Origin of the sequence: Pseudomonas sp. LH1G9, from assembly GCF_002949975.1 — a bacterium.
Taxonomy (GTDB): domain Bacteria; phylum Pseudomonadota; class Gammaproteobacteria; order Pseudomonadales; family Pseudomonadaceae; genus Aquipseudomonas; species Aquipseudomonas veronii.
Map to the genome: position 1 here is coordinate 5,595,773 of NZ_CP026880.1, position 22,343 is coordinate 5,618,115.

General features: G+C 61.5%; 20 protein-coding genes. 13 read left to right on the forward strand and 7 right to left on the reverse strand.

The genetic code is table 11. The annotated features are described in order from the left end of the window. The first annotated feature begins 3 nt into the window (after positions 1-3). Positions 4-2,229 (forward strand): polyphosphate kinase 1, encoded by a 2,226-nt coding sequence (gene ppk1, locus C5F70_RS25810; RefSeq protein WP_017845142.1) that lies wholly within the window; start codon positions 4-6, stop codon positions 2,227-2,229. A 108-nt stretch (positions 2,230-2,337) separates the two neighbouring features. Here the strand turns inward: ppk1 and ppx are convergent, their stop codons facing one another. Beyond that, a complete protein-coding gene (gene ppx, locus C5F70_RS25815) occupies positions 2,338-3,840 on the reverse strand; it encodes an exopolyphosphatase (RefSeq protein ID WP_017845141.1) in 1,503 nt (500 codons plus the stop codon). A 481-nt stretch (positions 3,841-4,321) separates the two neighbouring features. Between ppx and C5F70_RS25820 the strand changes: the two genes are divergently transcribed. The 4 genes from C5F70_RS25820 to C5F70_RS25835 all read left to right on the forward strand — a co-directional run bounded on the left by C5F70_RS25820 (position 4,322) and on the right by C5F70_RS25835 (position 8,851). After that, positions 4,322-4,981, forward strand: coding sequence for a DUF1120 domain-containing protein (locus tag C5F70_RS25820; protein WP_017845140.1), 660 nt, complete (start codon positions 4,322-4,324; stop codon positions 4,979-4,981). Between the two features lie 175 nt (positions 4,982-5,156). Beyond that, positions 5,157-5,804 (forward strand): fimbria/pilus chaperone family protein, encoded by a 648-nt coding sequence (locus C5F70_RS25825; protein ID WP_256588432.1) that lies wholly within the window; start codon positions 5,157-5,159, stop codon positions 5,802-5,804. Positions 5,805-5,811: 7 nt separating this feature from the next. Further along, positions 5,812-8,313 carry a fimbria/pilus outer membrane usher protein gene (locus tag C5F70_RS25830; RefSeq protein ID WP_177410569.1) on the forward strand — a complete coding sequence of 834 codons (2,502 nt, stop codon included), beginning with the start codon at positions 5,812-5,814 and terminating at the stop codon, positions 8,311-8,313. Beyond that, positions 8,303-8,851: a hypothetical protein gene (locus tag C5F70_RS25835; protein WP_017845137.1), complete on the forward strand. Its 549-nt coding sequence runs from the start codon at positions 8,303-8,305 to the stop codon at positions 8,849-8,851. Before C5F70_RS25830 ends, C5F70_RS25835 begins: the two co-directional genes overlap by 11 nt. Here the strand turns inward: C5F70_RS25835 and C5F70_RS25840 are convergent. From C5F70_RS25840 to C5F70_RS25855, 4 genes are read right to left on the reverse strand one after another with little or no spacing between them, the layout of a single operon-like run. Further along, complete coding sequence (locus C5F70_RS25840; RefSeq protein ID WP_017845136.1) at positions 8,823-9,560, reverse strand: amino acid ABC transporter ATP-binding protein; 738 nt, start codon at positions 9,558-9,560, stop codon at positions 8,823-8,825. The two genes, C5F70_RS25835 and C5F70_RS25840, sit on opposite strands and share 29 nt — an antisense overlap. Next, entirely contained in the window at positions 9,547-10,197 is a 651-nt protein-coding gene (locus C5F70_RS25845; RefSeq protein WP_017845135.1) for an amino acid ABC transporter permease, read from the reverse strand. Before C5F70_RS25845 ends, C5F70_RS25840 begins: the two co-directional genes overlap by 14 nt. Beyond that, positions 10,194-10,862 (reverse strand): amino acid ABC transporter permease, encoded by a 669-nt coding sequence (locus C5F70_RS25850; RefSeq protein WP_017845134.1) that lies wholly within the window; start codon positions 10,860-10,862, stop codon positions 10,194-10,196. Before C5F70_RS25850 ends, C5F70_RS25845 begins: the two co-directional genes overlap by 4 nt. Positions 10,863-10,883: 21 nt before the next feature. Next, a complete protein-coding gene (locus C5F70_RS25855) occupies positions 10,884-11,669 on the reverse strand; it encodes a transporter substrate-binding domain-containing protein (protein WP_104904267.1) in 786 nt (261 codons plus the stop codon). Positions 11,670-11,924: 255 nt separating this feature from the next. Here C5F70_RS25855 and C5F70_RS25865 point away from each other — a divergent pair, with 255 nt between their 5' ends. From C5F70_RS25865 to C5F70_RS25890, 6 genes are all read left to right on the forward strand, one after another. After that, positions 11,925-12,620: a FadR/GntR family transcriptional regulator gene (locus C5F70_RS25865; protein ID WP_017845132.1), complete on the forward strand. Its 696-nt coding sequence runs from the start codon at positions 11,925-11,927 to the stop codon at positions 12,618-12,620. 121 nt (positions 12,621-12,741) lie between these two features. Further along, positions 12,742-13,071 carry a thioredoxin TrxA gene (gene trxA / locus C5F70_RS25870; RefSeq protein WP_017845131.1) on the forward strand — a complete coding sequence of 110 codons (330 nt, stop codon included), beginning with the start codon at positions 12,742-12,744 and terminating at the stop codon, positions 13,069-13,071. A 234-nt stretch (positions 13,072-13,305) separates the two neighbouring features. Next, positions 13,306-14,565, forward strand: a complete 1,260-nt coding sequence (gene rho, locus C5F70_RS25875) for a transcription termination factor Rho (RefSeq protein WP_017845130.1) — start codon at positions 13,306-13,308, stop codon at positions 14,563-14,565. Positions 14,566-14,723: 158 nt separating this feature from the next. Then, positions 14,724-16,706, forward strand: coding sequence for an acyltransferase family protein (locus C5F70_RS25880; protein ID WP_104904269.1), 1,983 nt, complete (start codon positions 14,724-14,726; stop codon positions 16,704-16,706). A gap of 59 nt (positions 16,707-16,765) precedes the next feature. After that, positions 16,766-18,232, forward strand: a complete 1,467-nt coding sequence (ubiD, locus tag C5F70_RS25885; protein WP_046381692.1) for a 4-hydroxy-3-polyprenylbenzoate decarboxylase — start codon at positions 16,766-16,768, stop codon at positions 18,230-18,232. Next, entirely contained in the window at positions 18,232-19,200 is a 969-nt protein-coding gene (locus C5F70_RS25890; protein ID WP_017845123.1) for a CDP-6-deoxy-delta-3,4-glucoseen reductase, read from the forward strand. Before ubiD ends, C5F70_RS25890 begins: the two co-directional genes overlap by 1 nt. 38 nt (positions 19,201-19,238) lie before the next feature. Here C5F70_RS25890 and C5F70_RS25895 read toward each other — a convergent pair whose 3' ends face one another. Next, positions 19,239-19,721 (reverse strand): hypothetical protein, encoded by a 483-nt coding sequence (locus tag C5F70_RS25895; RefSeq protein ID WP_017845122.1) that lies wholly within the window; start codon positions 19,719-19,721, stop codon positions 19,239-19,241. Positions 19,722-19,961: 240 nt separating this feature from the next. Between C5F70_RS25895 and C5F70_RS25900 the strand changes: the two genes are divergently transcribed. Then, positions 19,962-20,615, forward strand: coding sequence for a gamma-glutamylcyclotransferase (locus C5F70_RS25900; RefSeq protein WP_017845121.1), 654 nt, complete (start codon positions 19,962-19,964; stop codon positions 20,613-20,615). 106 nt (positions 20,616-20,721) lie between these two features. Here the strand turns inward: C5F70_RS25900 and C5F70_RS25905 are convergent, their stop codons facing one another. Then, complete coding sequence (locus C5F70_RS25905; protein WP_017845120.1) at positions 20,722-21,708, reverse strand: NADPH:quinone oxidoreductase family protein; 987 nt, start codon at positions 21,706-21,708, stop codon at positions 20,722-20,724. A gap of 150 nt (positions 21,709-21,858) precedes the next feature. Between C5F70_RS25905 and C5F70_RS25910 the strand changes: the two genes are divergently transcribed. After that, positions 21,859-22,266, forward strand: a complete 408-nt coding sequence (locus C5F70_RS25910; protein WP_046488859.1) for a flagellar basal body-associated protein FliL — start codon at positions 21,859-21,861, stop codon at positions 22,264-22,266. Positions 22,267-22,343: the final 77 nt, after the last annotated feature.

The window sequence follows — 22,343 nt, forward strand, 5'->3', positions numbered from 1 at the left end:
TCGATGAATACCGAAGGACTCTCAGAAGTTGCCGTAAAAGACGCCCACCCGGTGGTCGAATCCGTCGCCGAGACCCCGCCGGTGCCGGAGCCGGCGCCGCCGGTGGTGGTCGCCGAAGCGCCGGCCCCGGCGCCAGCGCCTGCCGTGGTGACCAACCTGGATGACAGCAGCCTGTACATCCACCGTGAGTTGTCACAACTGCAATTCAACATCCGCGTGCTGGAACAGGCGCTGGATGAGTCCTACCCGTTGCTGGAACGCCTGAAATTCCTGCTGATTTTCTCCAGCAACCTGGACGAGTTCTTCGAGATCCGCGTCGCCGGCCTCAAGAAGCAGATCACCTTCGCCCGTGAACAGGCCGGCGCCGATGGCCTGCAACCGCATCAAGCCCTGGCGCGCATCAGCGAGCTGGTACACGGGCATGTGGATCGCCAATACGCGATCCTCAACGACATCCTGCTGCCGGAACTGGAAAAACATCAGGTCCGCTTCATCCGTCGCCGTCACTGGACCACCAAGATCAAGACCTGGGTGCGTCGCTACTTCCGCGACGAGATCGCGCCGATCATCACGCCGATCGGTCTCGACCCGACTCACCCGTTCCCGTTGCTGGTCAACAAGAGCCTGAACTTCATCGTTGAGCTTGAAGGTATCGACGCCTTCGGTCGCGACTCCGGCCTGGCGATCATCCCGGCACCGCGTCTGCTGCCACGGATCATCAAGGTACCGGAAGAGGTGGGGGGCGCTGGCGATAACTATGTATTCCTGTCGTCGATGATCCACGCGCACGCCGATGACCTGTTCCAGGGCATGAAGGTCAAGGGCTGCTACCAGTTCCGCCTGACCCGTAACGCCGACCTGGCGCTGGACTCCGAAGACGTCGAAGACTTGGCCCGCGCCTTGCGCGGCGAGCTGTTCTCGCGGCGCTACGGCGATGCGGTGCGTCTGGAAGTGGCCGACACCTGCCCGAAACATCTGTCGGACTACCTGCTCAAGCAGTTCAACCTCGGCGAGAGCGAGCTGTACCAGGTCAACGGCCCGGTCAACTTGACGCGTCTGTTCAGCATCACCGGCCTGGACAGCCACCCGGAGCTGCAATACACGCCGTTCACGCCGCAGATCCCGAAACTGCTGCAAAACAGCGAAAACATTTTCAGCGTGATCAGCAAGCAGGACATTCTGTTGCTGCACCCGTTCGAGTCCTTCACCCCGGTGGTCGACCTGTTGCGCCAGGCCGCCAAGGACCCGCACGTACTCGCCGTGCGCCAGACCCTGTACCGCAGCGGTGCCAACTCGGAGATCGTCGACGCCCTGGTGGACGCTGCGCGTAATGGCAAGGAAGTCACCGCGGTGATCGAACTGCGCGCGCGCTTCGACGAAGAGTCCAACCTGCAACTGGCCAGCCGCCTGCAAGCGGCCGGCGCGGTGGTGATCTACGGTGTGGTCGGGTTCAAGACCCACGCCAAGATGATGCTGATCCTGCGCCGCGAAGCCGGTGAGATCGTGCGTTACGCGCACTTGGGCACCGGCAACTATCACGCCGGTAACGCCAAGCTCTACACCGACTACAGCCTGCTGACCTCCGACGACGCCTTGTGTGAAGACGTCGGCAAGTTGTTCAGCCAGTTGATCGGCATGGGTAAGACGTTGCGCATGAAGAAGCTGCTGCATGCGCCGTTCACCCTGAAGAAGGGCATGCTCGACATGATCGCCCGCGAGACCCAGTTCGCGCTCGACGGCAAACCGGCGCACATCATCGCCAAGTTCAACTCGCTGACCGATCCGAAGATCATCCGCGCGCTGTACAAGGCCAGCCAGTCCGGCGTGCGTATCGACCTGGTGGTACGCGGCATGTGCTGCCTGCGGCCGGGCATCGCCGGGGTCTCGCACAACATCCATGTGCGCTCGATCATCGGGCGCTTCCTGGAGCACACGCGGGTGTTCTACTTCCTCAACGGCGGGGAAGAGCAGATGTACCTCTCCAGCGCCGACTGGATGGAGCGCAACCTCGACAAGCGCGTGGAGACGTGCTTCCCGGTGGAAGGCAAGAAGCTGATCATGCGGGTCAAGAAAGAGCTGGAAAGTTATCTCACCGATAACACCCACAGCTGGAGCCTGCAGTCGGACGGCCGCTACGTGCGCAACACGCCGACCGGCAACCAGAACCCGCGCAGCGCCCAGGCCACCTTGCTGGAGAGGCTGGGTAGCCCGATTCTCGCAGTGAATTAACCGACCTAATAATGTGGGAGGGGGCTTGCCCCCGATGGCGGCAGTTCAGTCAAAGTACCAAGTGACTGACCCACCGCCCCTCCCACATCTGTTTCCGGTGTTCTTTAGTTAGCGCACGTTCAGGCTGAACCCCACCCGCGTCAGCCACTCCGCTTCCTGGGCGAAGTCCGCCTGGGTCAGTTGGTTCTCCTCCAGCCAGCCTTCCGGGAACACCACGTCGAGGCTGTCGCCGCTGGCGCGCAGGGTCACCTGGGGCATTTCCTGGGTGCCACGGATGTGGTGGAACAGGATCGCAAAGCGCAGCAGCACGCACAGGCGGATCAGCTTGATGCCTTCGTCACCGAATTCGGCGAACTTGTCCTTGGGGATATTGCGGCGATGGCCGCGTACCAGCAGCGCGAGCATCTGCTGGTCTTCCCGGGAGAAACCAGCCAGGTCGGAGTGCTCGATCAGGTAGGCGCCGTGCTTGTGGTAATGGTAGTGGGCGATATCCAGGCCCACTTCATGCACCTTGGCCGCCCAGCCCAGCAGTTCGCGCCATACGCCGTCTTCCAGGTCCCAGTCTGCGGCCACCTGGTCGAAGGCATGCAGGGCTTTGCGTTCCACGCGGGCCGCTTGTTCCAGATCGGCGTGATAGCGCTCCATCAGCGAGCTGAGGGTGCGCTCACGCACGTCCTCATGGTGATGACGGCCGAGCAGGTCGTAAAGCACGCCTTCGCGCAGGGCGCCGTCGCAGTGGTCCATGCGTTGCAGTTCGAGGGCGTCGAAGATCGCTTCGAGAATCGCCAGGCCCGCCGGGAAAATCGTGCGGCGGTCGGGCTTGATGCCATCGAAGTCGATTTTTTCGGCATCTCCCAGCTTGAACAGCTTGCGCTTGAGCCACGCCAGGCCTTCGGCGTTGACCTCGCCGGTGCCATGGCCGCCGGCTTTCAAGGCCAGGCCGATGGCGCGGATGGTGCCGGACGAGCCGATCGCTTCATCCCACGACAGGCGATGCAGGGCGTGCTCGATGCTCATGATCTCCAGCCGCGCCGCCGTGTAGGCCTGGGCATAACGCGCCGGGGTTATCTTGCCGTCCTTGAAATAACGCTGGGTATAGCTGACGCAGCCCATCTGCAGGCTTTCGCGCAGCAGCGGCTCGAAGCGCTGGCCGATGATGAATTCGGTACTGCCGCCGCCGATGTCCGCCACCAGGCGCTTGCCGGGGGTGTCGGCCAGGGTGTGGGACACGCCGAGGTAGATCAGGCGCGCTTCTTCGCGTCCGGAGATGACTTCCACCGGGTGCCCGAGGATCTCCTCGGCGCGGCGGATGAATTCGCCCCGGTTACGGGCTTCGCGCAACGCGTTGGTGCCGACGATTCGCACAGCACCCGGGGGCATGCCGTTGATCAGCTGGGCAAACCGCTTGAGGCAATCGAGCCCGCGCTGCATGGATTCTTCATTGAGCTGGCGCGCGTCGTCGATTCCGGCAGCCAGTTGGACTTTTTCGCCTAGCCGCTCAAGGATGCGGATTTCGCCGTTCTGGGCCTTGGCCACGACCATATGAAAGCTGTTGGAGCCCAGGTCGATGGCGGCGATCAGGGACAGATTCTTGGCTTGGGATTGCGGCATGGTTAGAGGGTCTCGGTCGATAACCTGACCATCGTGCCACGATCGACCGCTGGAGCCAACGCGTAGCGCTCCGGTAATTTTCCTAAGGGTGTCTGCGAGGAATTCTTGTGGGAAATGTAGGGTGGGTTTCTAAATATCCACTGAATGAGGTTTTAGTTTTGTAGGAGTTTTTAACTAGTTGTTGTTGTAAAGCTTTTTATGATTTTCCCTACAGAGTGCTTGTTGATGTTCCTTTGGTTTTTTTGTTTAGGACTACCTCGCGGTCGGGTAAAGGCGACTCTTTGTTTTTACGGCTCCCACACTAACTGATGTGTTATCTGATTCTTTAATGAAGTGCCAAAGCGACAGACTGTCACCCGGCAATATTGCCTGGGTGTTATTTATTTATAGTCGTGCAGGTTCGGAGAAATAAGCCGTTTGGCGCTGGACTTGCCGAGAGATAAATAAAGAACGCCTGATAACTTTCAGTGACAGGTCGAATATGAAAAAAATTGTTGGATTGACTCTCGGTCTCGCTTGCCTGGCTGCGGCCATCAGTGCTAACGCATCCACCAGTGCCGAACTGGTCGTCAGGGGCACGATTAAACCCGCTGCCTGCAACCTGAGCATGACTGGCGGCGGCATTATCAATTACGGCGATATTCCTTCGGGCCAACTCTCCCAGACGGCGTTCAACCCGCTTCGGGAAATGACCACGCCCCTGTCCGTCAATTGCGGCACCGGCAGCGCTCCGTTCGGGCTGACCTTCACCGACCTGCAGGCCGGCAGCAGGGTAACGGGCATTCTCAGCGCCCTTGGCGCAGGTTATACCGAGGTGCATAACTTCGGCTTGGGTTCGGTCGCTGGCAAAAATACCGGTGGCTATGCGGTTACGCTCAGGGACCTCAGGTCGCCGGGCAAAACGCTGACGGCTCTTACACGTGTCGGCGAAGGCGCGGCCTGGCAGAGCAGTGATGGCAAAGTCGCGAAATCGCCTAACCAATCTTCGTGGCGCAGTGGCACTTCGCTCATTCCGGCCGAACTCTCTCAACTGACCGGGACTATTGCAGTACGGGCCGTGATCAACAAAGGCCAAGACTTGAACCTGGCTCGCGACGTTACTCTTGATGGTCGCGCAACGCTTACTTTGGTTTACCTCTAAGCGGCTGAAATACAGCCGATCAAAGAACGCACGCGTTCTGATCGGCTGTTTTCATGTGGGTGCTTGGCTATCAATTGCCAACTTCATGGTCTGCGGGGAACACTGAGTGCGTAGTCTTTCAGTAATAAATAATCTGCTGTTGTTGTGTGCAAGTGTGTGTCTGTGTTTTACCGGCATGGTATTGGCGGACGGAATGTTGCCGGAAACCTCGGTTGTGGTTCTTTATGAGGAACAAGGCGAGGCCACGATAAATATCAAGAACACCGATTCGGGGCCGGCGCTGCTTCATTCAGTCGTACTGAACGTGCCCGAAGACGTAGAGCCCCTATTGATTGTCACGCCGCCTATTGCGCGTGTGGAGCCCGGTGAAACCCAGTTGGTGCGTTTCATCAGCACCTTGGACGCACCGCTGAAGACCCAGCGCTTGAAGCGTGTGTCCTTCGAGGGTATTCCGCAGGCGCGTGCTGCAGGGGGTGCGACCATCGGTATCACCCTTCGGCAGAATCTGCCGCTGATCCTGCACCCCAAAGGCTTGCCTCAACATCACACGCCCTGGGAGCTGCTGAAGTGGCGGCGGGCAGGAGAGATGCTGGCTGTTCACAACGACAGTGCTTATGTGGTGCGCCTGGCGCCGGAGGTGCAGTTGCTGCCCCAGCGGGTTCTGGCGACGTTGCCGCGTGCTTACATTTTGCCGGGGGAGGCGTTGACGGCGAAGGTTGACGGAACATTGGACGGCTTGGCCGAAGTCGAGATCCAGCCCGCCACGGTCTATGGATTTTCGGTGGACAGCTACCGCGCCCCGATCAGTACCGATGGGGGTTGAGCGGCTTATGAAAAACCTGTCGAGTAACACGCCTGCGGTTTCCATCCGGTCTCGCCGCCCCACGCTGCTCATCGGGTTTGCGACCCTGTGGAGCTTGCCCGGCCTGGCTCCGGCACTCGAGTTGGGAGAGGGTTTCGACCTCGCGGCGCTGACCACCCACGGTATTGACCCGAAGGTCTCCGACTACTTCCGCAGTGCGGCGCGTTTTCGCGAAGGCGTCCAGGTGGTGGGGCTGCGGGTCAACGGGAACCCGCTCGGGTCAGTCGATGCGCGGTTCGACGCACAGGGGCAATTGTGTTTCACCCCGGGCTTGCTCGAGAAAGCCGGGTTGGTGCAGCCCCGCGCCGTTGTCCGCAAAGGCGCCTCACCGGACCAGGCCTGCCATGACTTTCTGGGCGCCTTCCCGACGACGATGGTTCGGCTCCGGCCCGGCATCGATGAGGTGGCACTGGTAGTGCCGACCCATTCATTGCGTGAACCCCAGTGGGAGGCCGGGGACTTTGCCCAGGGTGGCGCAGCGGCGATGTTCAACTATGACGTGCTGGGTTTCGACAACCGTTCGCGCAGTGAGTCCAGCCGGTTCGTGTCGGCCTACACCGAAGCAGGCTTCAACCTGGGCGACTGGATTGTCCGCAGCCGCCAATTCTATGTGTCCGACAATGGCGACGCGCGCACCGAGCACCTGTACGCCTTCGCCCAGCGGGATCTGGCCGTGCTGCGATCGACGTTCCAGGTGGGCCAGCTCTCCAGCAACAATCCGCTGTTTGGCGGCATCCAGTTGTCCGGTGTGCAGTTTTCCCCCGATGGCCAGTCGCGGGTGCCGGCGGGCGGCAATAATGCGGTGGTCGAGGGGCTGGCCCAGAGTCAGTCGCGGATTGAAGTGCGCCAGTCTGGCGTGCTGATCCATAGCACGCTGGTGCCCGAAGGCCCCTTCCGGCTGACCGGGTTGCCTTTGCTCAATGGCACCAGCGACCTCGAAGTCAGCGTGATCGATGTACGCGGCGCCAAGCGCAGTTTCGTGGTGCCGGCGGCTTCGTTCGCGGGGGCAGCCCCGGCGGCGCCCGGCTATTATTTTTCGCTCGGCAAGGTGCGCGAAAACATCGACGCGCGGGCGCCGTCGCCGGTGGTCGCCATGGGCAGCGGCACCTGGGGTCTGGGGCGTGAATCGTCGGCGGGGTTTGGCTTATTGAGCACCGATGAATACTGGTCGGCAGGCGGCACCCTGAGCAGCGTCTTTTTCCAGCGGGTTGCGGTTGGCGCTCGCCACAATGTGTCCCGGGACGGCCGTAACGCGGTGTCGGGTTCGCGTAGCAGCGTGTCCGCGAGCAGCCCGGTCTACGCCAATATAGACGTCAACTTCAGCGCCACCACCCAGACCCGGGGGTATCGCGAGGTGCTTGAAGCGGGCCGCTCGTTCAAGGCCGACGAGTTGGGTTCGCGCTTCAAGAACCAGTACACGGCGGGCATGAGCTGGGCCGATCCAACCCTGGGCGTGTTCTCCCTGGGTTATTCGCGCAGCGCGCAATTTGACCGGCAAACGGCCGAACATGTGTTTGCTTCGTGGAACAAGTCGTTCAGTCACGTCGATGTTGCTTTGATCGCCGACTCGCAGGTGGGCGGCACGCGGCCGCGGCGTGACGCCAGCGTTGCCGCCGGCCGGCGCGATAGCACGGTGGACAATGATCTGTCGGTACGGTTGCAGATCAGCGTGCCGCTGGGCGGTGATCGTCGTGTGAACAGCTACGTCAGTCGGCGTGGTAACCAGTCCCGCGCCGGTACGGCACTCAGCGAACGGGTCAATGACTATGTGAATTACGAGGTAGGAGTCGAGCGCGACCTCAGCGCCCGCGAACAAGCGGTTCGCGGCCATGTGGACCTGCTGCCGCGCTACACCCGCGTCGGCCTGGGCGTCAGCCGAGATGCCCAGGGCACCGGTTATACGGGGCAACTGCAAGGCGGCATCGTCGCGCACGAAAACGGCCTGACCTTCTCGCCCTATCCCGTGCAGGACACGTTCGGCATCGTCTCCGTGGGGGATATCGGCTCCGCGAAAGTCGAAACCCCCCAGGGGCCGGTGTGGACCGACTTCACCGGGCAGGCCGTGATTGCCGGCTTGCCCGCGTATGCCAACAGCCGCGTCGAAGTGCAGACGCAGTCGTTGCCCAGGCGGGTTGACCTGAAGAACGGCACCCAGGTGCTCGCCGCCGGTCGTGGGTCCTTCAATACCGTCGCGTTCGATGTGGTGACAGTGCGCCGCGTGTTGCTCACCGCCAGCGATCAGCACGGTCAGCGGTTGCCCCAGGGCGCGTCGGTATTCGGCCAGGATGGCCGCTTCCTCACCAGCGTGGTGGGCGAGGGCATGATTTTCCTGAATGACGTCAATGAGTCGCAAAGCCTGCGGGTTTCGTTGCCGGACTCTTCCACCTGCCAACTGAGCCTTGACCCCGGAACCCAGCCTGACCATGACAAGTTCTATGAGACCACGACGGCGGTGTGCCATGGCCGCTAAGTGGAGAAGCGCGGGCGTCGTCCTGTTCTGCGCGCTGTTGATGGCCCAGGGCGTGCGCGCTGAAAACTGCCGGTTGTCCGTGAGCCAGCCGCGCCTCGACTATGGCGTCATTCGTAGGGAGGCCGTCGTCCAAAGCACCTCCGTGGCCCTCGGCACCCGCACGCTGCACCTGAACGTCGTGTGTACGCAGCCTTCGATGATGGCGTTGCGCTTCATCGGTGCGGCGGATGGGCAAGGTTTCCGGTTTGACCGCCAGGGGCGTATGCGCCTGAGTCTCAAGCATGCCCAGGTCGATGGGCGCACCGTCGAGTGGGGGGTGGCGCACCTGCCCGGTGAAACCGTCAGCGGGGCGTTGTTGCCGGGCCAGGTCCTGGTGGCACGCGCAGCAGGTCAAGCGCTGGTCGGCCAGCGCCTGACGGCCCAGGTCGATGTCGATATCGACCTGCCTTCCGATGCCCTGCAGGTCCGTGATGAAACGCGGCTGGAGGGGCAGGGCACCTTCGAGCTGGTCAGCCCGGCTGCCCCACCGAGCCGATGAAGTTGGCCAGTTCGGGGGTGCGGGGGTTGGCGAACAGCGCCTGGGGCGGGCCCACTTCATGCACCTTGCCTTGGTGCATGAACACCAGTTTGTCCCCGACTTCGCGGGCGAAACGCATTTCGTGGGTCACCATGATCAGGGTCATGCCGTCCTTGGCCAGTTGGCGCACCACGCTAAGCACTTCATTGACCAGTTCCGGGTCCAGCGCCGAGGTGATCTCGTCGCACAGCAACACTTTGGGCGACATGGCCAGGGCGCGGGCTATCGCGACGCGTTGTTGCTGGCCACCGGACAGGCGATCAGGGAAGGCGTCGAACTTCTCGCCCAGGCCGACCCGCTCCAGCATCTGCCGCGCCAACTGGGCGGCCTTGGCCTTGGGCACTTTCTGCACCACTTGCGGCGCGAGCATGACGTTTTCGCCCACCGTCAGGTGCGGGAACAGGTTGAACTGCTGGAACACCATGCCGACTTTCTGCCGCAGGCTACGCAGGTCGGCGCGGGCGGCGTCGAGGTATTCGCCGTCGACTTCGATCACGCCGTCGTTGATCGACTCCAGGCCATTGAGTGTGCGCAGCAAGGTCGACTTGCCCGAGCCGCTGCGGCCGATGATCGCGACGACCTGGCCTTCTTCAACGGTCAAGTCGATGCCCTTGAGCACATGGTGATCGCCGTAATACTTATGCAGGGCGGAAATTCTAAGCAGAGGCATGCAGTCTCCTTTCCAGGTAGCGCGCACTGAGGGACAAGGGGTAGCAGAGCAGGAAGTAACCGAGGGCCACTAGGCCGTAGACCATAAAGGGCTCGAACGTGGCGTTGGCGAGCATGCCGCCGGTCTTGGTCAGTTCGGTGAAGCCGATGATCGAGGTCACCGCGGTGCCTTTGACCACTTGCACCGAGAACCCCACGGTAGGCGCCACGGCAATCCGCAGGGCCTGGGGCAGGATCACGTAGCGCAGCTGTTCCAGCGGGCTCAGGGCCAGGCTGGCCGAGGCTTCCCACTGCCCGTGGGCGATGGAGTCGACGCAGCCGCGCCAGATCTCGGCGAGGTAGGCGCTGGTAAACAAGGTCAAGGCAATCGCCGCCGCCAGCCAGGGCGAGATATCCACCCCTAGCAGGGCGACGCCGAAAAACACCAGGAACAGCTGCATCAACAGCGGCGTGCCCTGGAACAGTTCGATATAGGTGCGGGCGACATTGCGCGGGAAGGCTTTGCGGCTGATACGCATCGTCATCACCAGCAGGCCGATCAGGCCACCGCCCACAAACGCCACCAGCGACAGCAACAGTGTCCATTGCAGGCCGATGAGCAGGTTGCGCACGATGTCCCAGAAGGAAAAATCACTCATCGGCTGTTCCTCATCACAAACCGGCGGCCGATCCAGTTGAGCAACTGGCGAATCATCAACGCCATGCACAGGTACACCAGGGTGGTCAGGGCATAGGTCTCAAAGGCGCGGAAGTTGCGCGACTGGATGAAGTTGGCGGCAAAACTCAGCTCTTCGGTGGCGATCTGCGAACACACCGCCGAGCCGAGCATCACGATGATGATCTGGCTGCTCAGGGCCGGCCACACCTTGCCCAGCGCCGGCAGCAGCACCACATGGCGGAACGCCTCGAAGCGCGTCATCGCCAGGGCGGCAGCAGCCTCCAGCTGACCACCGGGGATCGCCTGGATGCCGGCGCGGATGATCTCGGTGGAATAGGCGCCCAGGTTGATCACCATCGCCAATACCGCCGCTTGCCACTCGGTGATTTTCAGCCCCAGGGAGGGCAGGCCGAAGAAGATGAAAAACAACTGCACCAGAAATGGCGTGTTGCGGATCAACTCGACATACACCCCGAAGAACCAGGCGAACGGCTGGATTTTCCACGCCCGCACTACTGCGCCGACGGTGCCCAGGGCCACCCCCAGGATTGCGCCGATCGCGGTCAGTTCAAGGGTGAACAGGGCGCCGCGCAACAGCAGGTCGGTATTGGCCAGCACCGGCACAAAGTCGAATTGATAGGCCATGAATCAGCTCCGTCGCGGGCTTCAGAGATCAGCAGGCAGAGGTTCTTTCAGCCACTGCATCGCATTTTTTTCCAGGCTGCCGTCAGCCTTGGCCGCCACCAGGATCTGGTTGACCTTCTCCAGCAGCGCCGGCTCGTTCTTGTTCACGCCCACGTACACCGGCGAATCCTTGAGCTTCACTTTCAGCGCCGGTACGCGTTTCGGGCTGCGCTCGCTGATCGCAACCATCACCACGTTGCCGCTGGCGATCAGGTCGACCTGGCCGGCCAGGTAGGCGGCGATGGTCGAATTGTTGTCTTCGAAGCGCTTGATCGTGGCTTCCTTGGGCGCGACGGCCGTCAGCTCGATGTCTTCGATGGCGCCACGGGTCACGCTGATGGTCTTGCCCTTGAGGTCGTCGGTGCTGCTGATGGTGGCGTCAGGCGGGCCGAACACGGCCAGGTAGAACGGCGCGTAGGCCTTGGAGAAGTCGATGACCTTTTCTCGCTCGGGGTTCTTGCCCAGGCTGGAAATCACCAGGTCGACCTTGCCGGTCGTGAGGAACGGGATGCGGTTGGTGCTGTTGACCGGGGTCAGCTCCAGTTTGACCTTGAGCTGGTCGGCCAGCAGCTTGGCGGTGTCGATGTCCAGGCCGCGTGGTTTCATGTCGGGGCCGACCGAGCCGAACGGCGGGAAGTCCTGGGGCACGGCGACCTTCAAGGTGCCGCGGGCAACGATATCGTCCAGACCGTTGGCCTGGGCGGGTGCCTGGCTCAGCATCAGGCTGGCAAACAGGGCGGTGAGCAGGGCGCTGTAGCGCTTGGTCATGGGAACTCTCCGAGAAGGGCGAAGGGGCATTCTGTTTTTGCCCAGTGCACAGCCCATGCCATCCCGGCTCGGTTCGTCTGCAAGGCCGGGATTTGTTGAACTTCGGTGGTCTTACTGGTCTGAACAGTGAGCGCGGCTTTCGCACCTTTTTCGAGCGCCGCCCAAAGCGCGCGAGCCCCTTTGGGGCGTGGCTTGCCGCCGGGCACGAATAGCTTTACAACTAGCCGCTCAGTTGTCTGGAACCTTGAGTTTTTTATGAATTCCATCGCCCAAGCGGTACCGGAAGCGGCCTTGCAGGCCATCCGCAAACTGATCAAGGAGCAAGGCTTCGGGCCGGGCGACGCACTGCCGTCCCAGCGCGACCTGGCGCTGCAGTTGGGCGTGAGCCGGGCGTCATTGCGCGAAGCGTTGTCGTCCCTGAGTGCCTTGGGGGTGGTCAGCGTGCAGCCGGGCAAAGGCGTGTTCGTGCAAGAGGCACAGGAGCCACCGGGGTTTGCGTGGCCCTTCGCGGCCCAGGCGACGCCGCTGGATATCTTCCAGTTGCGCTATGCCCTGGAAGGGTTTGCGGCAGGGTTGGCGGCCGTCACGCTGACCATTGATGAACTGGATAGCCTGGAAGAGAATGTCGAAGCCATGCGCAAGGTGCTCAAGGCCGGCGACTTCGAAGCGGCCGCGCGGCTGGACTTCGAATTCCACCAGCGCATCCTCCTCGCCAGCGGCAATCAGGCGATGGTCAGCATCCTGAGTGCCAGCGCCGAGGTGTTCCTGGAGAGTCAGAAGCTACCGTTCATCCGGCCGGAGCGGGCCATGGAAACCTGGCAGGAGCACCGCAGAGTCTTGCGCGCCCTGGCCCGGCGCGCGAGCGCGGCGGCGCAGAAAACCATGCAGGAACATGTACGTAATGCGGCGTTGCGCACCGGGATTGCTTTCGTGACTCCCGTAGCGCCGTGAGCGAGGCGATACCCAAACTCATGCGCCACCATAGCAAGAGTCAATCAGAGGCGGCTTCCTGAACGAGGGAAGGGCAGCTATGATGGGTCACGTTTTTTTTGCTTACAATCCGGAGACATCCATGAGCAACGATCTTATCAAGCACGTCACCGACGCGACCTTTGAGGCCGAAGTACTCAAGGCTGCTGGCCCGGTGCTGGTTGACTACTGGGCTGAATGGTGTGGCCCTTGCAAAATGATCGCTCCGGTTCTGGACGACATTGCAACCGAGTACAACGGCAAATTGACCATTGCCAAGCTGAACATCGACGAAAACCAGGAAACCCCGGCCAAGCATGGCGTGCGTGGTATTCCGACCCTGATGCTGTTCAAGGACGGCGAAGTCGCAGCGACCAAAGTGGGCGCGCTGTCGAAGTCCCAACTGGCTGCATTCATCGACGTGAACATCTAAGCGCCGTCAAAAAGGCCCCGCAAATTGCGGGGCTTTTTCGTGAAACAGGGCTAGACGCTCCGAAACTCAGGTGGTACATTCGGCCCCGCACTGGTTTCTCCACTGCCCCCTGCAAGCCGTCGCCGACGCATTCCTTTTCGATTAGTACGCGATCCTGTCGCCTTCTCTGCGGCGCGGCCTCATTAAGCCAAAAGCTTAATTTCCCCCCTCCATAAATGATTACGTCATTCCTATATGAATCTGACTGAACTCAAGCAAAAGCCGATTACCGAACTGCTCGAATTGGCCGAACAGATGGGCATAGAAAATATGGCCCGTTCGCGCAAGCAGGACGTGATTTTCTCCTTGCTCAAAAAGCACGCGAAAAGCGGCGAGGAAATCTCCGGTGATGGCGTGCTGGAGATTCTCCAGGACGGCTTCGGCTTCCTCCGCTCTGCAGACGCTTCCTATCTCGCCGGTCCAGACGATATCTACGTCTCGCCGAGCCAGATCCGCCGCTTCAACTTGCGCACTGGTGACACCATCGTTGGCAAGATCCGTCCTCCGAAGGAAGGCGAGCGTTATTTCGCCCTGCTCAAGGTCGACACGATCAACTTCGATCGTCCAGAGAACGCGAAAAACAAGATTCTCTTCGAGAACCTGACCCCGCTGTTCCCGACCGTGCGAATGAAGATGGAAGCCGGCAACGGTTCCACCGAAGACTTGACCGGTCGTGTGATCGACCTGTGCGCCCCGATCGGCAAGGGCCAGCGCGGCCTGATCGTCGCACCGCCGAAAGCCGGTAAGACCATCATGCTGCAGAACATTGCAGCGAACATCGCGCGTAACAACCCTGAAGTTCACCTGATCGTGCTGCTGATCGATGAACGTCCGGAAGAAGTGACCGAAATGCAGCGCACCGTGCGCGGCGAAGTGGTTGCCTCGACGTTCGATGAGCCGCCAACCCGCCACGTGCAGGTTGCCGAAATGGTGATCGAGAAGGCCAAGCGCCTGGTCGAACACAAGAAAGACGTGGTGATCCTGCTCGACTCCATCACCCGTCTGGCCCGTGCCTACAACACCGTGATCCCGAGCTCCGGCAAGGTATTGACCGGTGGTGTCGATGCCCACGCCCTGGAGAAACCGAAACGTTTCTTCGGCGCCGCGCGGAATATCGAAGAAGGCGGCTCGCTGACCATCATCGCCACCGCGCTGGTTGAAACCGGCTCGAAGATGGATGAAGTGATCTACGAAGAGTTCAAGGGTACCGGCAACATGGAACTGCCCCTGGACCGTCGTATCGCTGAAAAGCGTGTGTTCCCGGCGATCAACATCAACCGCTCCGGCACCCGCCGTGAAGAGCTGCTGACAGCCGACGACGAACTGCAGCGCATGTGGATTCTGCGCAAGCTGCTGCACCCGATGGATGAAGTCGCGGCCATCGAGTTCCTGATCGACAAGCTGAAAACCACCAAGACCAACGACGAGTTCTTCCTGTCGATGAAGCGTAAGTAATACGACGTTTCAGGTCCAAAAAAAATGGCGTCCTTCGGGGCGCCATTTTTTTTGCGTCGAAATTGAATGGATTTTATGTCATAAGTGTCCGTTAAGTAACAAAAAGTAAACATGCGCCTATTCTCGCCTCCATTCGTAACATATTGACCACAATTCTTATGACCATTCTTGCTTACCGAAGAGATATCGACGGCCTGCGTGCCATTGCTGTCCTTGCTGTCGTGCTGTTCCACTTTGGCGTTCCTGGGATCACTGGCGGCTTTGTCGGTGTCGATGTGTTCTTCGTGATTTCCGGCTTCCTGATTACCTCGATCATCTGGCGCGAACGCCAGGCTGGGCGTTTCAGTTTCGTGGGCTTCTGGGCGCGCCGTGCCCGGCGTATCTTGCCGGCGTTGTTCGTGATGATGGCCGCGACACTGGCCGTGGGCTGGTTTTTGCTGGCGCCCAAGGACTATGAAGAGCTGGGGCGGTCGGCGCACTACCAGGTGACCTTTACCTCCAACCTGCTGTTTGCACGCCAGCACGGTTATTTCGATGCATCCTCCGACATAAAACCCTTGTTGCACACCTGGTCGCTGGCGGTGGAGGAGCAGTTCTACATCTTCTTCCCGCTGTTGCTGGCCCTGCTTTCAAGCCGCTTGAAACACTGGCGCCTGGCGTTGTTCGCGGTGCTGCTGGTGTCGTTTGGCATGAGTGTCTGGGCGGTTTCCCATCAGCCGCAGAAAGCCTTCTACCTGCTGCATCTGCGTGCCTGGGAATTGCTGGCCGGCGCCATGCTGGCGGTCATGCCGAAGGTTGAGTGGCGCGCCTCGCCGCCCCTGGCGCAAGCGGTCAGCCTGGCTTCCCTGGCATTGATCCTGGCCGCCATATTCGGTTTCGACCGGCATACACCGTTCCCTGGCGCGGCCGCTTTGCTGCCGGTGCTGGGCGTGGTCGGGTTGATTTGGGCCAATGGGCAGCAAGCCACCTGGGTCGGGCGGCTGCTGAGTTCGCGGCTGATGGTGGGGCTGGGGCTTATCTCCTATTCCTGGTATCTGTGGCATTGGCCGGTGTTCGTGTACGCCAACTACGCAGCGGTTGATGGCTTGAGCGCGGCGGAATTGGGCGGGTTGATGCTGCTGAGCCTGGTGCTGGGTTATTTGTCCTGGCGCTTCGTGGAGGCGCCATTCCGGGAAAAACGTCTGCTGGCCGGACGCAAGGCGATCCTGGCTGGCGCCGCGGCCGGCATTTTGTGTCTCGGCCTTACTGGCCTGGCATTGCGGGAAGCCGATGGCGTGCCGTGGCGCCTGTCCGAACAGGCATTGCGTTATGCCCAGGCGAAGAAGTGGAGCCCGGAGCTGACGGCCTGCCTGGCGGACAAGAATACTGCAGATAAGCGGTCGTTCTGCCACTTCGGTCCGCAAGGCCTCTCGGTGTCAGCGTTGGTCTGGGGCGACAGCCACGCCACGGCGTTGATTCCAGCGCTTGAGGACGCGGCCAATCGGCACGATATCAGTCTGGTCCAGGCCAGTTTTGCCGGGTGTGTGCCGTTGGACGGTCTGGAGAACATCACCCCGTGCGCGCATTTCAACCAGCGCGTCGAGAAGGCCCTGGCCGAACAGTCGTTCAGCGATGTCGTGCTGGCGGCGCGCTGGAGCCTGTACCTCTATGGGCAGATGTCGGGTGACAAGGAACATGCGCTAAAAGACCTGGGCACCGGCAAGTACGTGCGTGCCGTGGCCGAGCAGCGCTTCGAGCAGGGCTTGCGTGAACGCATCCAGGGGCTGCGCGCCGCCGGGCATCGCGTGTGGCTGGTCAAGGAAGTGCCGTTGCAGGAAATCATCGTGCCGTACCGCCTCAGTCGCCTGGCCATGATGCACCGGCCGGTGGACGGCGAAGGGCTCCCCGTGGCGGAGCACGAGAAGCGCCAGGCCTTTATCACTCGGCTGTTTGACGAACTGGCCGCCGCCGACAGTGGCGTCACCGTGCTGGACCCCGCGCCCCTGCTGTGTGGCGCCGACGGCCTGTGCCGGGTCGAGCTCGACGGCCGCGCGCTGTACACCGACGATAACCACCTCTCCGACGTCGGCGCGCGACATGTCCAGGCGTTCCTGGAACCGCTGTTCCGTTCGCTACAATCACGGGGGCTGACGGCCAATTAAGCTGCCAGCCGTCCTTAGAGCAGGTAGGATGTACGCCTATTTTACGGGTGGCATGGTTAATGAAATTCAAGGATCTTCGGGATTTCGTGCAGCAACTTGAGCAGCGCGGAGAGTTGAAACGCATCCACGTGCCGGTTTCGCCGGTGCTGGAAATGACTGAGATTTGCGACCGTACCCTGCGCAACAAGGGCCCGGCGCTGCTATTCGAGAACCCGACCGGTTTTGATATCCCGGTGCTCGGCAACCTGTTCGGCACCCCCGATCGCGTGGCCTTTGGCATGGGCGCCGAGTCGGTCAGCGAATTACGCGAGATCGGCAAGTTGCTGGCGTTCCTCAAGGAGCCCGAGCCACCCAAGGGCTTGAAGGACGCCTGGTCGAAGCTGCCGATCTTCCGCAAGATCATTGCCATGGCGCCCAAGGTGGTCAAGGACGCGGTGTGCCAGGAAGTGGTCATCGAAGGCGATGACGTCGACCTGGGCATGCTGCCGGTGCAGACCTGCTGGCCCGGCGATGTCGGCCCGCTGATCACCTGGGGCCTGACCGTCACCAAGGGCCCGAACAAGGATCGCCAGAACCTCGGCATCTACCGTCAGCAAGTGATCGGCCGCAACAAGGTGATCATGCGTTGGCTGAGCCACCGTGGCGGCGCGCTGGACTTCCGTGAATGGTGCGAAAAGCACCCCGGCAAGCCGTTCCCGGTCTCCGTGGCCCTGGGCGCCGACCCGGCCACTATCCTCGGCGCCGTGACCCCAGTGCCGGACAGCCTGTCCGAATACGCCTTCGCCGGCCTGCTGCGCGGCAACCGCACCGAGCTGGTGAAGTGCCGTGGCAACGACCTGCAAGTGCCGGCCACCGCGGAAATCATCCTCGAAGGCGTGATCCACCCCGGCGAAATGGCCGACGAAGGCCCCTACGGCGACCACACCGGCTACTACAACGAAGTCGACAGCTTCCCGGTGTTCACCGTCGAGCGCATCACTCATCGGATCAAGCCGATCTACCACAGCACCTACACCGGCCGTCCGCCGGATGAGCCGGCGATTCTCGGTGTGGCGCTGAACGAAGTGTTCGTGCCGATCCTGCAGAAGCAGTTCCCGGAAATCACCGACTTCTACCTGCCGCCGGAAGGCTGTTCGTACCGCATGGCCATCGTGACCATGAAGAAGTCGTACCCAGGCCATGCCAAGCGGGTCATGCTCGGCGTGTGGTCGTTTTTGCGACAGTTCATGTACACCAAGTTCGTTATCGTCACCGACGACGACATCAACGCCCGCGACTGGAACGACGTGATCTGGGCCATCACCACGCGCATGGACCCCAAGCGCGACACGGTGATGATCGACAACACGCCGATCGACTACCTCGACTTCGCCTCGCCGGTCTCGGGCCTGGGCTCGAAGATGGGCCTGGATGCCACGCACAAATGGCCGGGTGAGACCACCCGCGAGTGGGGCAGGGTGATCGTCAAGGACGAAGCCGTGACGGCGCGTGTCGATGCGATCTGGAAAGAGTTGGGAATAGATTGATGCGTGTGACCCTGCAACCTTCCGGCGCCGTATTGGAGCTGGTCCCCGGTGAGCGAATCCTCGAAGGTGCGCGCCGCCTGGGCTACGAATGCCCGCAAGCCTGTCGCAATGGCGTGTGCCACGTGTGCGCGGCGCTGTTGGTGGACGGCCGGGTGCGGCAGTCCGGTGAAATACGCGACCACGGGGAGTTCTACACCTGCATCGCCGAGCCGCTGGAGGATTGTGTGGTGTTGTGGGATGGCGTGCTGGCGCCGGGAGAGTTGCCGTTGCGCAAGTTGTCGTGCCAAGTGAGTGAATGCGTGCAAGTCGGTGGCGATGTATGGCGCGTGCGCTTGCTCGCCCCGGCCGGCAAGGCCGTGCGTTACCACGCCGGGCAATACCTGATGATTGAACGGGATAACGGCGAGAAGTCGGCGTTTTCCCTGGCTTCGGCGCCCCACGCCGGACGCGAACTGGAACTGCACGTGCTGGCCCGCGAGGACAGCGCGCGCAATCTGATCGAGCAATTGCAGCGCAACCGGATGGCCCGCATCGAGCTGCCGTTTGGCGATACCCACCTGGCCGAGTTGCCCGATGGGCCGTTGGTGCTGATCGCTGCGGGTACCGGCATGGCGCAGATGCACAGCCTGATCGAGCACTGCCGCGCCACCGGCTTCAAACACCCGGTGCATTTGTATTGGGGCGTGCGGCGTCCGGAAGATTTCTACGAGATCGAGCATTGGGATCAATGGCTGCAACTGCCCAACCTGTTCCTGCACAAAGTGGTCAGTGACCTGTGCGGTTGGGAAGGACGCTGTGGGCTGTTGCATGAAGCGGTGTGCGAAGACATCCACGACCTCAAAGGCGTGCATGTCTACGCCAGCGGTTCACCGGCGATGATCTACGGCACATTGGATGCGCTGGTGGCTGCGGGCATGGATGCACACCAGATGCGCGCCGACGTATTCGCCTACGCCCCGCGGCCCTGAAACCTGCGCCGGCTCTGGTGGAGGAGCTGGCGTCGCTGTCAGAAACGCACGCCGGTCGTGATCATCGCCGCATTGAACCCCAGCAGCACCAACTCCGCCGCCACCGGCCCGTAATGGGTGCCCACGGACGGTATGATCACCGGCGCCACGCCGAAACGGTTCAACGGGATTTTGTCGCGGTACTTGCCGCGATAGCCCTGGATCGCCCCGCCGGTCAGTTTCAGATACACCGGATAGTCGGTCATGTCATAGCGTTTGCCCGCGTAGACGTAGTACGAGCGTTGGCTGAACGAGTTGCGGAACGTCGCCGCCCCATACACCAAACCTGACGCTTCATTGCGCTCCAGGCCAAGCAAATCCTGGTTGTTGTTGTGGTCCGGGTCGGGGGAGAAGTGCCGGGTGTAGACGCTGGTCTGCGCATACCAGAAGCCCTTGTCATCGTCGACGGGCGGGGTTTCGACAGCGAGAGCGGTGGTGGCCTGGGCCAGGAGCAGCAGGCCCGGCAATCGTAATTTTTTCATAGGTGCGACCTCGAGTAACCGGTGTGAAGGGTGACCGACTGAGTCGTGCCAGCTGCGCTATTTTGACGGTCAAGCGCTTTGCCGGGCTGAACCGGAGCTGAAAATACTGGGATTGCTTCTGGAGATAGCGGTGGTCGTTCAGCCTATTGTACTTTTTTGCCGTATGGTCACAGCAGCGCGTTTTATTACGGTAGAGTTGCTAACAATTGGTAACACATAGGAGGCGAGCCACTTTTCGCCATGACCGCCATCGAATCCGATCTTTTGCAATTGGCTTACCCTCCGCGGCTCGATCTGGGACCGCAACTCACGCACGAACAGTTGATGAACTCGATGCAGGCCACCATGGCCCGGCATAAGGGCGGGCCGGTCTGGCTATTCGCTTACGGTTCGCTGATCTGGCGGCCGGAATGTTCATCGACCGAGCGGGTTCGGGCGCGAGTCCATGGCTATCACCGTGGTTTGTACCTGTGGTCCCACGAGCATCGGGGTACGCCGGAGTTGCCCGGGTTGGTGTTCGGCCTGGATCGTGGCGGCTCGTGCAGCGGGTTTGCCTACCGTCTGCCGGAAGATCAGTTAGAAGCCTCGCTGTACGCCTTGTGGCAGCGCGAAATGCCTTACCCCTCCTATCGGCCGCACTGGCTCAGCTGCCGTCTGGAAGATGGCAGTCGGGTGCAGGCATTGGGGTTTGTATTGGAGCGGCACCTGCCGAGCTACGCTGGCAATCTGCCCGACATCGTGCTCAGCCATGTGCTGCAAAGCGCTTGCGGGCGTTACGGCACGACGCGCGATTATGTCGAGCAGACCGTCAACGCCCTGCGCAGCCACGCCATGCCAGACAAAAACCTGGAGGCGCGGCTCAAGCGTTGTGCCAAGGATTGCTCAGGCGATTAACGCGCCAAACGCAGGAAATATGAGCAAATGCATGTTCTCTTACGAACATGTCGCGAATAGACAGGTGATGGTCGAGGACACCGGCCCTCCCACATTCAAGCGCATTTCACCTCGGCAGGCGGGTTTGCACGACCACCTTACCCACCGCCTTGCGCTGCCCCAGGTCATTGATCGCCTGGGCCGCCTGTTCCAGCGGATACACCTGCGACACCAGCGGTTTCAACTTGCCCTCGGCATACCAACCAAACAGCTGCTGGAAGTTCGCCGCATTGTCCTGCGGCTGGCGCTGGGCGAACGCGCCCCAGAACACTCCGACCACGGCCGCGCCCTTGAGCAGCGCCAGGTTCACCGGCAGCTCCGGAATGCGCCCGCTGGCAAAACCCACCACCAACAGGCGGCCGTTCCAGGCGATGGCGCGGATGGCCTGGTCAAACAAGTCGCCGCCCACCGGGTCGTAGATCACGTCGGCGCCGTTCCCGTCGGTCAGGCGCTTGACCTCATCTTTCAGGCTGGCTTCGCTGTAGTTGATCAGCTCATCGGCGCCGGCGGCCTTGGCCACCGCCAGTTTGTCGGCGCTGCTGGCGGCGGCGATGACCCGGGCGCCCATGGCCTTGCCGATTTCCACGGCAGCCAGGCCCACGCCGCCGGAGGCGCCGAGGACCAGCAAGGTTTCGCCGGGCTGCAGGTTGGCCCGTTGTTTCAGCGCATGCATCGAGGTGCCGTAGGTCATGCTGAACGCGGCGGCGGTGTTGAAGCCCATGCTGGGCGGGATCGGCAGCACGTTATAGCCGGGCACCGCGACCTGTTCGGCAAAACTGCCCCAGCCGGTCAGCGCCATCACGCGGTCTCCTACCTTCAGGTGGCTGACCTTTTCCCCCACTTCACTGACCACGCCCGCTGCTTCGCCACCCGGCGAGAACGGGAACGGCGGCTTGAACTGGTACTTGCCCTCGATGATCAGCGTGTCCGGGAAGTTGACCCCGGCGGCATGCACGTCCAACAGGATTTCGTTCTTCTTGATCGCCGGGCTGGCGATGTCTTCCAGCACCAGGGTTTCGGCGGGGCCGAAGGCTTTGCACAGCACAGCTTTCATCGGACTATTCCTTTTGGCGTCGTGGCCGATAAGTGTAGGAGGGTATGCCCGTGGGTCAACGAGCATGCCCGGGCCTGATAAGTCGCCATAAGCTTGTGCTCTGCCTTGCTAGCGTTATGCTACTGGGCTACCGAATGTGAGGAATGAACTGTGAAAGCGTGGATTCTGTTGATGCTGGCCCTGACCTTGCCAATGGCGGCCCAGGCGCAAGAGGCGAAAGAAGGCGAGGCGCCGAAGGTCAGCTATATCAGCCTGGCCCCGCCGTTCGTGGGCAACTATGGCTTGGACGGTACGTCCAAGCTCAAGGTGTACAAGGCCGATATCGCTCTGCGCGTGACCGGCACCGAAGCGGCCGCCGCCATCAAAGCCAACGATGCGTTGATTCGTAATCAACTGGTGGCGCTGTTCACCCAGCAAACCAACGAGACCATGAGCACGGTTGAGGGCAAGGAAAAACTGCGCCAGGAAGCCCTGAAGCAGACCCAGCAAGTGATGAACGACGAAACCGGCAAGCCGGTGGTGGAAGACCTGTTGTTCAACAACCTGATCATCCAATAGTCGCGGCGCGACGATCGCAAGCAAGCCCGCTCCCACAAGGGAATGCGTTCCACCTGTGAGAGCAGGCTTGCCTGCGA

What these genes read in the sequence shown, in the direction of transcription:
- C5F70_RS25845 (WP_017845135.1), bottom strand. Translation starts at nt 10,197, where the DNA reads ATGAGTGATTTTTCCTTCTGGGACATCGTGCGCAACCTGCTCATCGGC.
- C5F70_RS25855 (WP_104904267.1), bottom strand. Translation starts at nt 11,669, where the DNA reads ATGACCAAGCGCTACAGCGCCCTGCTCACCGCCCTGTTTGCCAGCCTG.
- C5F70_RS25905 (WP_017845120.1), bottom strand. Translation starts at nt 21,708, where the DNA reads ATGAAAGCTGTGCTGTGCAAAGCCTTCGGCCCCGCCGAAACCCTGGTG.
- ppx (WP_017845141.1), bottom strand. Translation starts at nt 3,840, where the DNA reads ATGCCGCAATCCCAAGCCAAGAATCTGTCCCTGATCGCCGCCATCGAC.
- C5F70_RS25830 (WP_177410569.1), top strand. Translation starts at nt 5,812, where the DNA reads ATGAAAAACCTGTCGAGTAACACGCCTGCGGTTTCCATCCGGTCTCGC.
- C5F70_RS25840 (WP_017845136.1), bottom strand. Translation starts at nt 9,560, where the DNA reads ATGCCTCTGCTTAGAATTTCCGCCCTGCATAAGTATTACGGCGATCAC.
- C5F70_RS25865 (WP_017845132.1), top strand. Translation starts at nt 11,925, where the DNA reads ATGAATTCCATCGCCCAAGCGGTACCGGAAGCGGCCTTGCAGGCCATC.
- trxA (WP_017845131.1), top strand. Translation starts at nt 12,742, where the DNA reads ATGAGCAACGATCTTATCAAGCACGTCACCGACGCGACCTTTGAGGCC.
- ubiD (WP_046381692.1), top strand. Translation starts at nt 16,766, where the DNA reads ATGAAATTCAAGGATCTTCGGGATTTCGTGCAGCAACTTGAGCAGCGC.
- C5F70_RS25900 (WP_017845121.1), top strand. Translation starts at nt 19,962, where the DNA reads ATGACCGCCATCGAATCCGATCTTTTGCAATTGGCTTACCCTCCGCGG.
- C5F70_RS25895 (WP_017845122.1), bottom strand. Translation starts at nt 19,721, where the DNA reads ATGAAAAAATTACGATTGCCGGGCCTGCTGCTCCTGGCCCAGGCCACC.
- C5F70_RS25850 (WP_017845134.1), bottom strand. Translation starts at nt 10,862, where the DNA reads ATGGCCTATCAATTCGACTTTGTGCCGGTGCTGGCCAATACCGACCTG.
- rho (WP_017845130.1), top strand. Translation starts at nt 13,306, where the DNA reads ATGAATCTGACTGAACTCAAGCAAAAGCCGATTACCGAACTGCTCGAA.
- ppk1 (WP_017845142.1), top strand. Translation starts at nt 4, where the DNA reads ATGAATACCGAAGGACTCTCAGAAGTTGCCGTAAAAGACGCCCACCCG.
- C5F70_RS25820 (WP_017845140.1), top strand. Translation starts at nt 4,322, where the DNA reads ATGAAAAAAATTGTTGGATTGACTCTCGGTCTCGCTTGCCTGGCTGCG.
- C5F70_RS25890 (WP_017845123.1), top strand. Translation starts at nt 18,232, where the DNA reads ATGCGTGTGACCCTGCAACCTTCCGGCGCCGTATTGGAGCTGGTCCCC.
- C5F70_RS25825 (WP_256588432.1), top strand. Translation starts at nt 5,157, where the DNA reads ATGGTATTGGCGGACGGAATGTTGCCGGAAACCTCGGTTGTGGTTCTT.
- C5F70_RS25880 (WP_104904269.1), top strand. Translation starts at nt 14,724, where the DNA reads ATGACCATTCTTGCTTACCGAAGAGATATCGACGGCCTGCGTGCCATT.
- C5F70_RS25835 (WP_017845137.1), top strand. Translation starts at nt 8,303, where the DNA reads ATGGCCGCTAAGTGGAGAAGCGCGGGCGTCGTCCTGTTCTGCGCGCTG.